The 14630-nt window shown below is 72.9% G+C and carries 11 protein-coding genes; 10 read left to right on the top strand and 1 reads right to left on the bottom strand.

Translation table 11 applies throughout. From position 1 onward, the window contains the following. Positions 1-86: 86 nt before the first annotated feature. The 10 genes from ACIGXO_RS09020 to ACIGXO_RS08975 all read left to right on the top strand — a co-directional run bounded on the left by ACIGXO_RS09020 (position 87) and on the right by ACIGXO_RS08975 (position 14383). On the top strand, positions 87-1115 hold the full coding sequence (locus tag ACIGXO_RS09020; protein ID WP_399782478.1) for an SIS domain-containing protein: 1029 nt from the start codon (positions 87-89) through the stop codon (positions 1113-1115). A 108-nt stretch (positions 1116-1223) separates the two neighbouring features. Then, complete coding sequence (locus tag ACIGXO_RS09015; RefSeq protein WP_399782475.1) at positions 1224-2042, top strand: PfkB family carbohydrate kinase; 819 nt, start codon at positions 1224-1226, stop codon at positions 2040-2042. A gap of 38 nt (positions 2043-2080) precedes the next feature. Then, positions 2081-3412 carry an ABC transporter substrate-binding protein gene (locus ACIGXO_RS09010; RefSeq protein WP_399782472.1) on the top strand — a complete coding sequence of 444 codons (1332 nt, stop codon included), beginning with the start codon at positions 2081-2083 and terminating at the stop codon, positions 3410-3412. 40 nt (positions 3413-3452) lie between these two features. Continuing rightward, on the top strand, positions 3453-4334 hold the full coding sequence (locus ACIGXO_RS09005; protein WP_223736096.1) for a carbohydrate ABC transporter permease: 882 nt from the start codon (positions 3453-3455) through the stop codon (positions 4332-4334). After that, the gene (locus ACIGXO_RS09000) at positions 4331-5227 is read left to right on the top strand and encodes a carbohydrate ABC transporter permease (protein ID WP_399782468.1); all 897 of its coding nucleotides are present in this window, start codon (positions 4331-4333) and stop codon (positions 5225-5227) included. Before ACIGXO_RS09005 ends, ACIGXO_RS09000 begins: the two co-directional genes overlap by 4 nt. 161 nt (positions 5228-5388) lie before the next feature. Further along, complete coding sequence (locus tag ACIGXO_RS08995) at positions 5389-7506, top strand: phosphocholine-specific phospholipase C (RefSeq protein ID WP_399782465.1); 2118 nt, start codon at positions 5389-5391, stop codon at positions 7504-7506. A gap of 214 nt (positions 7507-7720) precedes the next feature. After that, positions 7721-9991 (top strand): MMPL family transporter, encoded by a 2271-nt coding sequence (locus ACIGXO_RS08990; protein WP_399782463.1) that lies wholly within the window; start codon positions 7721-7723, stop codon positions 9989-9991. A 116-nt stretch (positions 9992-10107) separates the two neighbouring features. Next, entirely contained in the window at positions 10108-10674 is a 567-nt protein-coding gene (locus ACIGXO_RS08985; RefSeq protein ID WP_399782460.1) for a hypothetical protein, read from the top strand. Between the two features lie 192 nt (positions 10675-10866). Then, the gene (locus ACIGXO_RS08980; protein ID WP_399782457.1) at positions 10867-11052 is read left to right on the top strand and encodes a hypothetical protein; all 186 of its coding nucleotides are present in this window, start codon (positions 10867-10869) and stop codon (positions 11050-11052) included. 127 nt (positions 11053-11179) lie between these two features. Then, entirely contained in the window at positions 11180-14383 is a 3204-nt protein-coding gene (locus ACIGXO_RS08975; RefSeq protein ID WP_399782454.1) for an AAA family ATPase, read from the top strand. 44 nt (positions 14384-14427) lie between these two features. Here ACIGXO_RS08975 and ACIGXO_RS08970 read toward each other — a convergent pair whose 3' ends face one another. Beyond that, on the bottom strand, positions 14428-14601 hold the full coding sequence (locus tag ACIGXO_RS08970) for a DUF6191 domain-containing protein (protein WP_399783805.1): 174 nt from the start codon (positions 14599-14601) through the stop codon (positions 14428-14430). Positions 14602-14630: the final 29 nt, after the last annotated feature.

The raw sequence follows: 14630 nt of genomic DNA, 5'->3' as shown, positions 1-14630 counted from the left end.
GCCGGGAACGTTCTCGGGTATCCGCTTGGGAACGTTCTCACCGTTGGGCGCGCGGCGCCCGGCGCACCGCTCAGGAAAGGACCCGCGTGACTACCGCATCCCTGCCCCTCAAGCCGATCACCGAGGACTTCAAGGAGGCCGTGTCCTTCGCTCTCAGCCAGAACGAGGCCGCGCGCGCGTTCGTCGACGAGGTCGTCGCGGGCGGGCTGCGCAACGTCTTCCTCGTCGGCTGCGGCGGCTCGCTCACCGCCGCCTACCCGGCGCACTTCCTCCTGGAGACCCGGGCCTCGTTCCCCGTCTTCCACATGAACAGCGACGAGTTCAACCTGCGCCGCCCCGCGCTGCTCGGCGAGGGCTCGCTCGTCCTGGTCTCCTCGCACACCGGCACCACCAAGGAGACCGTCGCGGCCGCCGAGTACGCCCGTAGCGCCGGCGCCAAGGTCGCGGCCCTGACGCGTAGCGCCGACAGCCCTCTCGCGAAGGCCGCGCACGCCGCGTTCACCTACCGCAGCGAGGACACCGTCGTCGCGCCCAAGGGCGTGCTGTTCGGGCAGCTCGTGTACGCGCTGCTGGAGAAGACCGGCGCCGAGGGCGACTACGCGGCGCTCCGCACGGCGTACGAGGCGCTGCCCGAGGCGCTGTACAAGGCCCAGGAGGAGGGCGAGGAGCTGGCGGCCTCGATCGCCACCGCGCTGGCCGACGAGGACGTCACGTACGTCCTGTCCGCCGGCCCCAACTACGGCGCCGGATACGGCTTCACGATGTGCTATCTGATGGAGATGCAGTGGAAGCACGGCGGCACCTACAACGCCGGTGAGTTCTTCCACGGCGCCTTCGAGGTCGTCACCGAGGACCAGCCGGTGATCCTCTTCCTCGGCGAGGACGCCACCCGGCCGATGGCCGAGCGCGCCAAGACCTTCCTGGCCAAGTACACCAAGAAGGCGCACTACGTGGACTCCCGGATCTTCTCGCTGCCCGGTGTCCCGGAGGCGGTGCGCGGCGACATCACGCCGATCGCGCTGGACCTCTTCGGCACCCGGCTCGCCCGCCACTACGAGTCGGTGCGCGGCCACGACCTGGACAAGCGCCGCTACATGTTCCAGGTCGAGTACTGACCGGCGAGTACTGATCCCGGAACTCCCGCGCGCGACCCGGCCCGGTGCGGTGCCGCACCGGGCCGTCCCGTACCCCTTCCCCCCGCAGCTCCCCCGTAAGGAACCCCCATGCGCATCTGCGGAGTCGGTGACAACGTCGTCGACCGCTATCCCCAGCGCGGCCTGATGTACCCGGGCGGCAACGCGCTCAATGTGGCCGTGCACGCCGCCCGGCTCGGCGCCGACGCCGGGTATCTGGGCGTCACCGGCACCGACGAGGCCGGCGCGCACATACGGGCCGCGCTCGCCGCCGAGGGCGTCCGCACCGACCGGGCCCGTACCGCCGAGGGGCCCAACGCGTACGCGACCGTGCATCTCGACGCGGACGGCAACCGCACCTTCGGCGAGTGCGACGAGACCGTCTCGGTCTTCGCGCCGGACGCCGCCGACCTGGCCTGGCTGGCCGGCTTCGACCTGCTGCACACCGGCGACTGCAGCCGCCTGGAGGCGCATCTGCCCGCGCTCGCCGCGGCCTGCCCGGTCAGCTTCGACTTCTCCGACCGGCCCTGGTCCTACGCCGCGCCGCTGCTGCCCCACGTGCACGGCGCCGTCTTCTCCCGGCCGGACGCCGGGGACGCGGAGGCCGCCGCGCTCGCCGAGCGGATCCGGCAGGCCGGGCCGCGGCTGGCCGTGGTGACGCGCGGGGCAGGTGGTGCGCTGGTGTCGTACGAGGGGACGGTGCACCACCAGCGCGTCGTCCCGGTCGCGGCCACCGACACCCTCGGCGCCGGCGACTCCTTCATCGCGGCCCTGCTCGTGTCCCTGTGGCAGGGCAGCCCCCTCGCCGACGCCGCCGCCCGCGCCGCGCGCTACGCGGCCGGGGTCTGCACCCGCCCCGGCGCCTTCGGCCACCCCCTCGCCCTGCCCGGCAGCCCCGCCCGCAGCTGACAGACCGCCAGCCCCTTCCCACCGCCAGGAGAGAGCCGATGCGCCGCACCCCCGCAGCCGCCGCCGGCTGCCTGCTCGCCGTACTGCTGACGCTGCTCAGCGGCTGCGGCCAGGCCCCCGTACGGGTCACCGCCGACGACTTCCGCCTCGCCGGAAAGCCCCACGGCCACCTGACCGTCCTGGAGAAGTGGGCGGACCCGGAGTACGCCCCGTACTTCAAGGCGGCGGCCCGGGAGTACGAGAAGCGCAACCCGGGCGTCACCATCGACCTCCAGGCCGTCGGCGACCAGCCCTACAAGGACCGGATCGCGGTGCTCGCCGCCTCCCGCGAGCTGCCCGACATCTACTTCGCCTGGCCGGGGCGGTACGCGCAGAAGTTCGCCGACGGGCGGCTCGCCGCCGACCTCACCGGGCAGCTGCGCGGCACCCGTTGGGGCAGCACCTTCGAGCCCGACGCGCTGGACACCTTCACCTTCGGCGGGCGGACCTACGGCGTGCCGCTGGACATGGACGCCAAGGTCTTCGCGTACAACGAGAAGATCTTCGCGAAGGCCGGGGTGCGGCGCGTCCCGCGGACCTTCCCCGAACTGCTCACCGCCTGCGACCGGATCAGGAAGGCCGGGTACACGCCACTGGCCTTCGGCAACCAGTACGGCTGGCCGGCCGGGCACCTGCTGACCCAGTTCAACGCCATGGAAGTACCGGCCGAGGTGCTGGCCAAGGACTACGACGGGGGAGCGGGCGCCTTCACCCACCCCGGATACGTCCGCGCGTTCAAGGACCTCGCACGGCTGCGGCAGCGCTGCATGCCCGCCGGCGGCACCAGCATCAGCCACGAGTCGGCGCAGGCCCGGATGCTGTACGGGAAGGCCGCCATGCAGTATCTGGAGACGCTGGAGTTCTCGTACCTGGACGAGAGCGGGGGCGCGCCCAAGGAGTACGCGGAGAACTGGGACTTCTTCCCGATGCCCGCGATCCCCGGCGCGAAGGGCTCGCCGCGCGCCCTCGCCGGCGGCGTGGACGGCCTGCTGGTCTCCAACTCCTCGCCGAACAAGGCGCTCGCCGTGGACTTCCTGAAGTTCCTCACCAGCCGTGCGCAGGCCCGGAAGCTGGTGCGCGAGCTGGGCTGGCTGAGCGCGGTGAAGGGGACCGCGGACGCCGCGCGGCTCCCGGGGCTGGCGGGTGCGCAGCGCACGATCGCCCGTCACGACATCGCCGTCTGGCTCGACACCCGCGCCGACGACAAGGTCGTCAATCCCTATCTCTCGGCCGCCGATTCCGTGCTCGGCGGGAACGCCACGCCGGAGCAGGCCATGAAGACCGTGCGCCGGGGAGCCGAGAACGCCCGCCGCTTCGGCGTCCGGCCCTGACGCCCCCACACGCCCCGCTCGCCCCGAAGGAGGTGCACCAGTGACACGACGCCGCATCCGGCACGCCTTCTATGTCGCTCCCGCGCTCGCGCTGATCGCGTTGTTCGTCTACTACCCGATCGTCGAGAACGTCCGGCTCAGCCTCTTCAAGTTCAGCGTCTTCCGGCCCGGCATGCGCTACGTCGGCCTGGAGAACTACCGACAGGCCCTCCAGGACCCGGTCTTCTGGCACGCGCTGCTCAACAACGTCTTCTACGCGGTCACCTCGGTCGTCTTCCAGGTCGGCGCCGCCCTGGTGCTCGCCGCGGTACTGGAGGAGCTGATCGGGCGGCGGCTGCGCGGAGTGCTGCGCGCCGTGTACTTCATCCCGGCGGCCGTCTCCATGACCGTCGCGGGCCTGCTCTTCCAGTTCCTCTACCAGCCGGACGCCGGCCTGGTGAACCGCGCCCTGGACGCGGTCGGGCTCGGCGGCCTCCAGCACGACTGGCTGGGCGATGCCGCGACCTCCATCTGGGGCGTCATCAACATGAGCCAGTGGCAGTCGTTCGGGTACACGACGATGCTGCTGACCGTCGCGGTCCAGCGCATACCCCGCGAGCTGTACGAGGCGGCGACCGTGGACGGCGCGGGGCGCATCCGCACGTTCTTCCACGTCACCGTGCCGATGGTGCGCGACATGACCACCCTGCTGATCATCCTCACCGTGTCCGGGGCCTTCCTGGTCTTCAACGAGGTGATGGTGATGACCGGCGGCGGGCCCGCCAACTCCAGCCAGGTGCTGGGGACCTGGCTGTACACCAGCGCCTTCACCGGCGACGACATGGGATACGCCGCGGCGATCGGCACGGTGATCTTCCTGATCACCTTCGCCGCCGGCGCCCTGCAGCTGCTCCACTCGCGCAGAAAGGCGGTCGCCGCATGACCCTCACCCTCGGCAGGACCGCCCGCACGGCACCGGAACCCGCCTCGTCCCCCACGGGGCGCGCCCCCGCCCGCTTCGGCCCCGTCGCCGTGCGCGTACTGGCCTACGGCGCGCTGGCCGCGCTCGCCGTCGCGGTGATCTACCCGCTGTGCTGGATGGCGCTGGCGGGCCTGAAGACCAACGGCGAGATCTTCGCCGACCCCTGGGGGCTGCCCGCCGACCCGCACTGGTCGACGTACGCGGATGCCTGGCAGCAGGGCGTGCTCGGCTATCTGCTCAACAGCGTGCTGGTGACCGCCGCGAGCGTGCTGGCCGTCGTCCTCATCAGCGCCTGGGCCGCCTACGGCCTCACCCGCCTCGACATCCCTTGCTCGCAGCCGGCGCTGCTGCTGGTGCTCGGCGCGATGATGCTCTCGCCGACGGTGGCCCTGGTACCGCTCTCGCAGCTGCTCCAGGCGCTGGGCATCTACGACACGTACTGGGCGCTGATCGTTCTCTACACCGCCTTCAAGGTGCCCTTCACCACCTTCCTGATCCGCGCCTACCTGCTGGGGCAGCCGGTGGAGGTGGAGGAGGCGGCGTACATCGACGGGGCGAGCCGCTGGCAGACGTTCTGGCGGGTGGTCGTCCCGATGGCCCGCCCGATCCTCGCCTCGGCCGCCGTCCTGCAGGCGCTCTTCGCCTGGAACGAGTACGCCTTCGCGCTGGTCTTCATCACCGACGACCGGCTCAAGACGCTGCCCGTGGGTCTCGCCGACATGGCGGGGCGGCTCAACTCGAACTGGCCGGTCCTCTTCGCCGGGCTGACCATCGCCGCGCTGCCGATGATCGTGATCTTCCTGATCGGGCAGCGGCACTTCGTCCGCGGCCTGGCGGCCGGCATGGGCAAGTGAACGGCATCGGAAAGTGAACGGCACCGGAAAGTGAGCGGACCCTTCCGTTTGCAAAGTAGTCATCTCGCTACCTATCGCGGTCCACGCGAGCCTTCTATCGTCCACGACGCACCACATCAATGGCCCAACGGCGGACCATTGGGGACGACTGGAGGAATCGCGTGGCACCGGAGACAAGTCGGAGACGGGTACTGGCAGTTGGCGCGGCGGCCGTGGGCGCGGCCGCCGCCGGATCGCTGCTGCCGCCCTCGCTGCAGCAAGCGCTGGCCGCCGACGCGGCACGGGCCGACAGCACGGACGGCGGGCTCGACGCCATCGGGCACGTCGTCGTCCTGATGCAGGAGAACCGGTCCTTCGACCACTACTTCGGGATGCTGCGCGGCGTACGGGGCTACGCCGACCGCAACGCCATCAGGCTCCCCGGCGGCCGCGGCGTCTTCGAGCAGCCCGCGGCGACGGGCACCGGCTCCGTGCTGCCCTTCTCCGTGCGCGAGGCCGCCGAGACCCAGAAGAAGGACCTCCAGTACATCGGCGCCCTCGACCACGGCTGGGACGGCGGCTTCACGGCGTGGCACGACGGCTGGATGGACAACTGGGTGTTCGCCAAGACCGCCGCGACCATGGCGTACTACGACCGCCGGGACGTGCCGCTCCACTACGAGCTGGCCGACACCTTCACCGTCTGCGACGCGTACCACTCCTCGATCCACTCCTCCACCAGCCCGAACCGCAACCACCTGGTCAGCGGCTGGACCGGCTTCGAGGCGGACGGCAAGCGGGCGGTCGGCAACGACGCGTACGAGGAGGACACCCACCCCGGCTACGACTGGCCGACGTACGCCGAGCGCCTGGAGAAGGCCGGCCACAGCTGGCAGGTCTACCAGGAGTGGGACAACTTCACCGACAACAATCTCGAGTTCTACGCGAGCTTCAAGGCGGTCGCGAAGAAGGCGCTCGCCAAGGTCGGCGATTCCAGGATCCAGAACATGACCGCCTTCTACGCGAAGGTCGCGGACGCCGACGCGACGGAGCGGAAGCGGCTGCAGGGCCTGCTGGAGGAGGGCGTGAAGGCGCTCTCGCGCGCTGACCGGAGCCTGTTCGAGCGCGCGCTGCGCCGCGGCGAGCCGGGCTCGACCGCCACCGCCTTCGCCGCGGACGTCGCCGCCGGCACCCTCCCCGAGGTCAGCTACATCGTCCCGGCGGCCGCCGACTCCGAGCACCCCGGCTCGTCCTCGCCGGTCGCCAGCGCCACCCTCGTGTACAAGGTCCTCGACGCCCTCGGGAAGAACCCCGAGGTCTGGCGGCGCACGGTCCTGCTGCTCACCTACGACGAGAACGACGGCTTCTTCGACCACGTCCCGCCGCCCGTCGCCCCGGCCGGCACCGACGAGGAGTACTGGGACGGGCGCCCCACCGGCCTCGGCATCCGCGTCCCGATGGTGGTGATCTCGCCCTGGACGGTCGGCGGCTACGCCTGCTCCCAGGTCTTCGACCACACCTCGATCGTCCGCTTCCTGGAGCGCTGGACGGGGGTGCGCGAGCCGAACATCAGCGCCTGGCGGCGCACCGTCTGCGGCGACCTGACCAGCGCCTTCGACTTCTCGCGCGGCCGCCGGCAGCCCGCCGTCGACCAGCCGGGCCCGATCCCGCCCTTCACCGGGCGGTGGCGCCCCGAGCCGCCCGCCGAGCAGCGGCTGCCGCGGCCGGAGGAGGGCACGCGCCCGGCCCGTCCGCTGCCGTACCAGCCCGACGCGGACGGCGCCTACGACCCGGCGGCCGGGCGGTTCCGGCTGGCGCTGCGCAACAGTGGCGCGGCCGGCGCGCACCTCGCGCTGTACCCGTATGCGCGGGAATACGCCACGCCCCAGCACCGTGACGTACGGGGCAGGGCCGGCTGGGACGTACCGGTCCGGGACCGGACGTACGACTTCCACCTCACCGGGCCCAACGGCTTCCGGCGGGAGTTCGCCGGGACCGCGGCGGGCGCGGCGGCCGGGCTGAAGGTGAGCACGCACCTGGACGCCGGGCGGCGGGAGATCCATCTGACGCTCGTCAACGGGGGTGACAAGGAGCTGACCGTCACGCTGGCGCCCCTGGCGTACTCCGGCGCGGCGCCGCGCACGGTGACGCTGCCCGCGGGCCGCACCCGTACGCTGGCGCACGCAGCGGACCGCGACCACGGCTGGTACGACCTAAACGTCACGGTCAGGGAAGACGAATCGTTCCGCCGCCGGCTGATGGGCCACATCGAGAACGGCGCGGAGTCCATAACGGGCTGAACCTCGCGGAGGCCGATCCTTCGCTTCTTTGTGGGGAAGTGCACAAAGGGGTCAAAGGATCTTCTCGGGCTGTCACTCTCGTGGGACACGGGCCCGCCACCCCCTCGTCGGCAGGTGGCGGGCCCGTGTCCCACCCCCCGCCCGTACCGCGCCCGGCAGCACCGGTGATCCCGGAGTTCGGCGCACCAACCCCCGGGAAGCAGAAAAGGCCCTCATGACCGTTCTTGCCCGGTGGTGCCTGAAGCGCCGCGCCCTGGTCATCGTCTTGTGGCTCACCGTCCTCGCGGGCGTCGTGGCAGCAGCCGGTGCGCTGGGTTCCTCGTACTCGAACAAATACGACGTCCCCGGTACGGAGTCCGGGCGCGCCGCGGAACGGATGGCGGACGCCTTCCCCGGCCAGTCCGGGGACAACGACACCCTTGTGTGGCACACCGACTCCGGGACCGTCCGCGCGGACGCGGTACAGGACCGGATGGATCATGCCCTGGACCGGATCGCCGGGCTGCCCGGCGTCGCCTCCGTGGACGGACCGGACGGCCCGCACGGCACGGCGACCGACGAGGCCCCGGCCGGGGAAGCGGAGAAGCGCATCAGCCGGGACGGGCACACCGCCTACGCCACGGTGGTCTTCGACGCGCCCGCCGACGACCTGGACCCGAAGCAGGTACAGGCCGTCGTGGACACCGCACAGTCCGCGTCCGGGGACGGCCTGACCGTCGCGCTCGGCGGCGCCGGCGCCGGCCTCACCGAAGCGCCGCAGAGCCACCTCGCCGAGGGTCTCGGCCTGGCGGCCGCCGCCGTCGTGCTCTTCCTCGTCTTCGGGTCGCTGGCCGCGACCCTCCTGCCGATCATCACCGCGGTCGTCGCGGTCGGCACCGCCTCGGCCGGCATCGGCCTGCTCGGCCACGTCATGACCGTGGCGGACTTCGCCCCCATGCTCGGCATGCTCATCGGGCTCGGCGTGGGCATCGACTACGCGCTGTTCATCGTCACCCGGCACCGCAAGAACCTGCGCGCCGGCATGGACGTCCCCGAGGCCGCGCAGAAGGCGGTGGCCGTCTCGGGACGGGCCGTGGTCTTCGCCGGGGCCACCGTGTGCATCGCCCTCCTCGGCATGTTCGTCCTGCGGCTGAGCTTCCTCAACGGCGTCGCGCTCGCCGCCTCGCTGACCGTCGTCCTCACCGTGGCCGCCTCCATCACGCTGCTGCCCGCGCTCCTCGGACTGATCGGGACGCGCGTACTGGGGCGCCGCGAACGCGGCCGGCTCGCCGCCGACGGGCCGCGCCCGGAGCAGCCCACCGGCTTCGCGCTCCGCTGGTCCCGCTTCGTCGAGCGCCACCCCAAGCTGCTCGGCGGCCTCGCCGCCGCCGTCATGCTCGTCCTCGCGCTGCCCACCCTCGGGCTGCACCTGGGCACCTCCGACCAGGGCACCGACCCCCGCTCCTCGACCACCCGGCAGGCGTACGACCTGCTGGCCGACGGCTTCGGCCCCGGCTTCAACGGGCCGCTGACCCTGGTCGGCGACCTGGACGGCGCCAAGGACAGGCTCGCCTTCGACGGCCTCCCGGACCAGCTGCGGAACACGCCCGGAGTGGCGCAGGTCAGCGGGCCGGAGTTCGACGGCAGCGGCAGCACCGGCGTGATCACCGTCGTCCCGGACAGCTCACCGCAGTCCACGGACACCTCCGACCTGGTCGAACGGCTCCGCACCGACGTACTGCCCGACGCCGCCGACGCCTCCACGCTGCACGTCGACGTCGGCGGCGTGACCGCCGGCTACGACGACTTCGCCGACGTGATCGTCGGCAAGCTGCCGCTCTTCGTGGGCGTGGTCGTCTCCCTCGGGTCCGTACTGCTCCTGCTGGCCTTCCGCTCGCTCGGCATCCCGCTCAAGGCCGCCGTCATGAACGTCGCCGCCGTCGCCTCCGCCTTCGGAGTCGTCGTCGCCGTCTTCCAGTGGGGCTGGGGCAGCGAGCTGCTCGGCCTGGGCAGCGGCGGCCCGATCGAACCGTTCCTCCCGGTGATCATGGTCTCGGTCCTCTTCGGCCTCTCCATGGACTACCAGGTCTTCCTGGTCAGCCGGATGTACGAGGAGTGGCGGCGCACCCACGACAACCGCAGGTCCGTGCGGGTCGGACTCGCCGAGACCGGCCGCGTGATCAACTCCGCGGCGGTCATCATGATCGCGGTGTTCTCCGCCTTCGTGCTCAGCGGCGACCGGACCATCGCGATGTTCGGCATCGGACTGGCCGCCGCGGTCGCCCTGGACGCCTTCGTGCTGCGCACACTCCTGGTACCGGCCCTGATGCACATGCTGGGCGGCGCGAACTGGTGGCTGCCGGGCTGGCTGGAGCGCCGCCTGCCGCGCCTGAGCATCGAGCCGCCGGAGGAGTACGACGAGGAGCACGAGGACGAGGCCCCTGTCACCGTCGTGCCCGTCCCCGCGCCCCGGCACGCCGAGGACGAGCGGCTGGTACACAGCTAGGGAACCGGCGGCGGGCAGGCCGCCGGCAGCCGTCCGGAAGCCGTTCTTCCGGACGTCACCCGGTGTTGGCCCGCTCTCTCATACGACTCTCAGACGCGGCACCTACGGTCGCGCCCATGGGTACCACGACGACCAAGAACGAGACCGAGAAGACCGAGGCGGTCACCGGGGCCGCGGCGGCCGACACCAAGCCCGAGGAGCGGGCCGCCGCACCCGAGGACAGCACCCCGGACACCACCGTCACGGAGGAGGAGCTCCGCACGGAGGACGCGCCCGTCGTCGAGAAGGACGCGACCGCGCGCCGCGGCATCGTGGCAGGGGCCGGCGCCGTCGCCGGTGCCGCGCTCGGCCTCGCCTCCGTGACCGGCACCTGGGCCGGCACCGTCCTCGCCGAGCGGCAGACCGTCCTCGGCCAGATCAAGCTCCAGACCGGCAAGACCCAGGACCAGATCGCCGCCGTCTACACCACCCCCTGGCACACCACCGCCCTCGTCAACGGGATCTTCGCCGTGCTGGCCCTCGTGGTCACCGGCGCCGTCCTGCTCCGCCGCCCGCAGGCCGCCTGGACCCGCGCCGTCGCCTGGGGCGGCTTCGCGCTCGCCGTGGTCGGCCTGGTGATCGCCGGCGGCATGTACCTCGACCTGTTCGCGTCCGCCCCGAAGATCGGCCCCGGCGGCTCCTGAGGAGAGCCCGCATGACGGCATACAGGAGGGGCCTTAGACCGCTGCGTGAGACACAGGCGCGGATCTAAGGCCCCTCCGGGCGTGGAGATCGGGAAGTTGCCCGATGCGGCGCACCCTCTGAGGCGGCCAGGCTGACGACGTACCGCCGGCCGCCGCGGGAACACGCTTCCCGCGGCCGTACCAGGAGACGTCATGCACTACTACGAAGCCGAGCACCGCGCCCGGGCCGAGGAACTGCGCCGGGAAGCCGACCGCGACCGGCTGGCCCGCGAGGCCGCCGAGGGACGCCGCGCCGCACGGTCCGCCGGCAACGCGTCCGAAGGGCGGGTGAGCAGGTGGAGCCGGAGCGTACGGGCCCGCCGCCGGGCCACGGCGTAACGGCGCGGTGGACGGAGCGCCTTACGGGGATGCGCCGGTGACCTCGTACGACAGCGGGACGGTGACCGCTCACGGAGCCGGGCCCGGGACCGCAAAACTCGGTGCCGGATTGTCAGACCCCTGTGCGATGCTCTGCGACGTGGAGACCAGGTCCGTCAGTCGCGTATTCGTCGGTCGCAGCAGCGAGTTGAGCCTGCTGGGCGACGCGCTCGCGCGCACCACGGCCTCCGGCGAGCCGCAGGCGCTGCTCGTCGGCGGCGAGGCGGGCGTCGGCAAGACCCGGCTCATCGAGGAGTTCGCCGCGGCCGCCCGGGCCGCCGGCGCGCTCGTCGCCCTCGGCGGCTGCATCGAGATCGGCTCCGAGGGCCTGCCGTTCGCCCCGTTCTCCGCGATCCTGCGCACGCTCAACTCCCGCCTGCCCGAGGAGCTGGCCGCCGCCGTCGGGGGCCAGGAGGGCGAGCTCGCCCGTATCCTGCCCGAGCTCGGCGAGGCCCCCGGCGAGTCCCGCGACGACGAGCACGGCCGCGCCCGCCTCTTCGAGCTGACCGCCCGGCTGCTGGAGCGGCTCGCCCGCGGCCGCAGCCTCGTCATCCTCGTCGAGGACCTGCACTGGGCCGACCGCTCCACCCGCGAGCTGCTCAGCTACCTGCTGCACACCCTCCACGACGCCGGCGTCCTGCTGGTCGCGACGTACCGCTCCGACGACATCCACCGCCGCCACCCGCTGCGCCCCTTCCTCGCCGAGGTCGACCGGATGCGCACGGTCCGGCGCGCCGAGCTGGCCCGCTTCACCCGCGACGAGGTCCGCTCCCAGATGGCCGGGATCACCGGCAGCGAGCCCGAAGAGGCCCTCGTCGAGCGGGTCTTCGAGCGCTCCGAGGGCAATGCCTTCTTCGTCGAGGAGCTGGCCTGCAGCATCCACGACGGCACGCTCCCCGGCCTCAGCGACTCGCTGCGCGACCTCCTCCTCGTCCGCGTCGAGGCGCTGCCGGAGCACGCCCAGCGGGTGATCCGGATGGCCGCCGAGGGCGGCTCCACCGTCGAGCACGACCTCCTCGCCGCCGTCGCGGACCTGCCGGAGGACGACCTCATCGAGGCCCTGCGCGCCGCCGTCGGCAGCAACACCCTCGTCCCCACCAGCGACGGCACGGGCTACCGCTTCCGGCACGCACTGGTCCGCGAGGCCGTCCAGGACGACCTGCTCCCCGGCGAGCGCACCCGCCTCAACCGCCGGTACGCGGAGGCCCTCGAAGCCGACCCGGGCCTCGTGCGCGCCGAGGCGTGCGCCACCCGCCTGGCGAGTTACTGGTACCACGCCAGGGACGCCGCCAAGGCGCTGCCCGCCGTGCTCACCGCCTCGGTCACGGCCCGCCGCCGGCACGCCTACGCCGAGCAGCTGCGGCTGCTGGACCGCGCCCTGGAGCTGTGGGACGACGTCCCCAAGGACGTCCGGCGCTCGGTCCGCCCCGTGGACTACACCGAGGCGTACCCGGCCAGCGGCTGCGACGACGACGCGCTGCGCTATCTGGACCTGCTCGCCGAGATCGCGGTGGCAGCGCGGCTCTCCGGCGACCGCGAGCGCGCCTACACGGTCACCCGGCGGGCCCTGCGCGCGCTCGCCGAGGAGCACGACCCGCTGCGCGAGGCGTGGTTCCTCACCCAGCGCTCCCGGCTGGCGGAGAGCACGGGACGCGGCGACGGCTGGGAGGACCTGGGGCGCGCCCAGGAGCTGGTGCGCGGCCTGCCGCCGTCCCCGGTGCACGCCGCGGTGCTGGCGCAGGTCGCCGCCTGGGGCGCGCTGCACTCCCCGGGCCCCGACTCCTTCACCGCCGCCGAGCGGGCCGTGGAGCTGGCCCGTCTGGTCGGAGAGGAGGAGGTCGAGCTGAACGCCCGCCTCACGCTGTACGGCCTCCAGGTCTCCTCCGGGGACGTGGAGGGCGGCCTGGCCGGTCTCCGGGAGGCGCTGGACCGCGCGCTGGAGCGCGGCTTCTCCGCCGTCGTCGCGCGCGGCTGCACCAACCTCCCCTCGCACCTGGAGTCGGTGGGCAGATCCCAGGAGGCAGTGGCGGCCACCGAGCGCGGGCTCGCCATGACCGACCACTTCGGCATGAAGGACTCCCGCGGCTGGGTGTACGGCAACCGCGCCAAGAGCCTGATGTCGCTGGGCCGCTGGGCGGAGTCCGCCGAGGCCGCGGCGGCCTGCCGGCGCCTCGCCCTGGGCAGCCGCACCCGCGCGCTGGCCGCGTCCCGGCTTGCCGACCTCGCCCTGCTGCGCGGCGACACCGACACCGCCGCCGAGGAACTGGGCCTCGCCCGGGCCCACTTCGGCAGCCATGAGAACCAACCGCAGCACAGCCTCCCCATGACCCGCTTCGCGTACGAGATCGCCGTCCGGCGGGAGGGCGTGGTCGCGGCCCGCGCCGTGCTGGAGCCGCTGCTGACGGACGGGTTCCCGCTCGGTGCGTACAGCTTCGGCTGGCCGCTGCTGTGGCGAGCCGCCGCCGCCGAGGCGGACGCCCGCGGGCTGCCCGCCGCGGCCGCCGGACGGGAGGAGATGCTCGCCCGGCTGGCGGCGGCGGTGCGGACGCTGCCCCGCCCGGTCCCGGTGTGGCAGGCATACGGCAAGCTGACCGAGGCCGAGCTGCGCCGCGCCGAAGGCCGTCCGTCGCCGGACCGCTGGGCCGAGGCGGTCGCCGCGCTCCGCGGCGTCGAGCGGCCGCACGAACTGGCGTGGGCGTGTCATCGCTGGGCGGAGGCGCTGCTGACCTGCGGCCCGGCGGCCCGCGGCGAGCAGCGCGAGGCGGCCACGGTGCTGCTCACCGAGGCGCGGACCGCGGCGCGCTGGATGGGCGCGGACCCGCTGACCCGGGAGATCGACCGGCTCGCACTGCGCGCCCGGCTCACCCTGCCGGAGGGCCGAAGATCCGGCGGCCTCCCGTCGGTACCGGCACAGCCCGCGCCCGCACTGGCCGGCCTTGCAGGGGTGGGACCGGCGAGAGGCTGGCCGGCAGAGACCGCCGAAGCGATGTCCGGTGCGACGCCCGACACGACGACCGACATGGCCAGCGACCCGACCACCGACCAGACCACCGACCCCACCACCGACACGACGGCGGACTCGCTGGGGCTCACGCCGCGCGAGCAGGACGTGCTGCGCCTGGTCGCGGTGGGGCGCAGCAACCGCCAGATAGCGGACGTGCTCTTCATCTCACCGAAGACCGCGAGCGTGCACGTCTCCAACATCCTGGCCAAGCTCGGCGTTTCGGGACGCGGCGAGGCGGGCGCGCTGGCGCACCGGCTGCGGCTGTTCCCGGACGCGGAGTCCGCCTGAGAGCCCGTCTCCGGGGCCGGGCGGCGTCTGAGGCCGAGCTGTGTCTAAGGCCGGGCGGCCCGCGGCAGGCGTACGACCACCCGCCCGGAGGCGAGGTCGCTGGGGCCGAGGCCCGGGTCGGAGTCGCCGACGTCCGTGACCACGAGGGAGAGCTTCCGCCGCTCGTCCTCGGTGTGCTTGCGACCCGGCGCGAAGAGCTCTTCGGCGAGAGGGAACATCGCGACCCCCTGGCGTGGCGTCCTGCTCA

It is taken from the genome of Streptomyces sp. NPDC053542, assembly GCF_044544685.1.
Taxonomy (GTDB): Bacteria; Actinomycetota; Actinomycetes; order Streptomycetales; family Streptomycetaceae; genus Streptomyces.
Note: the sequence above shows the minus strand (reverse complement) of the source record. Positions and strands in the feature narration are given on the sequence as shown.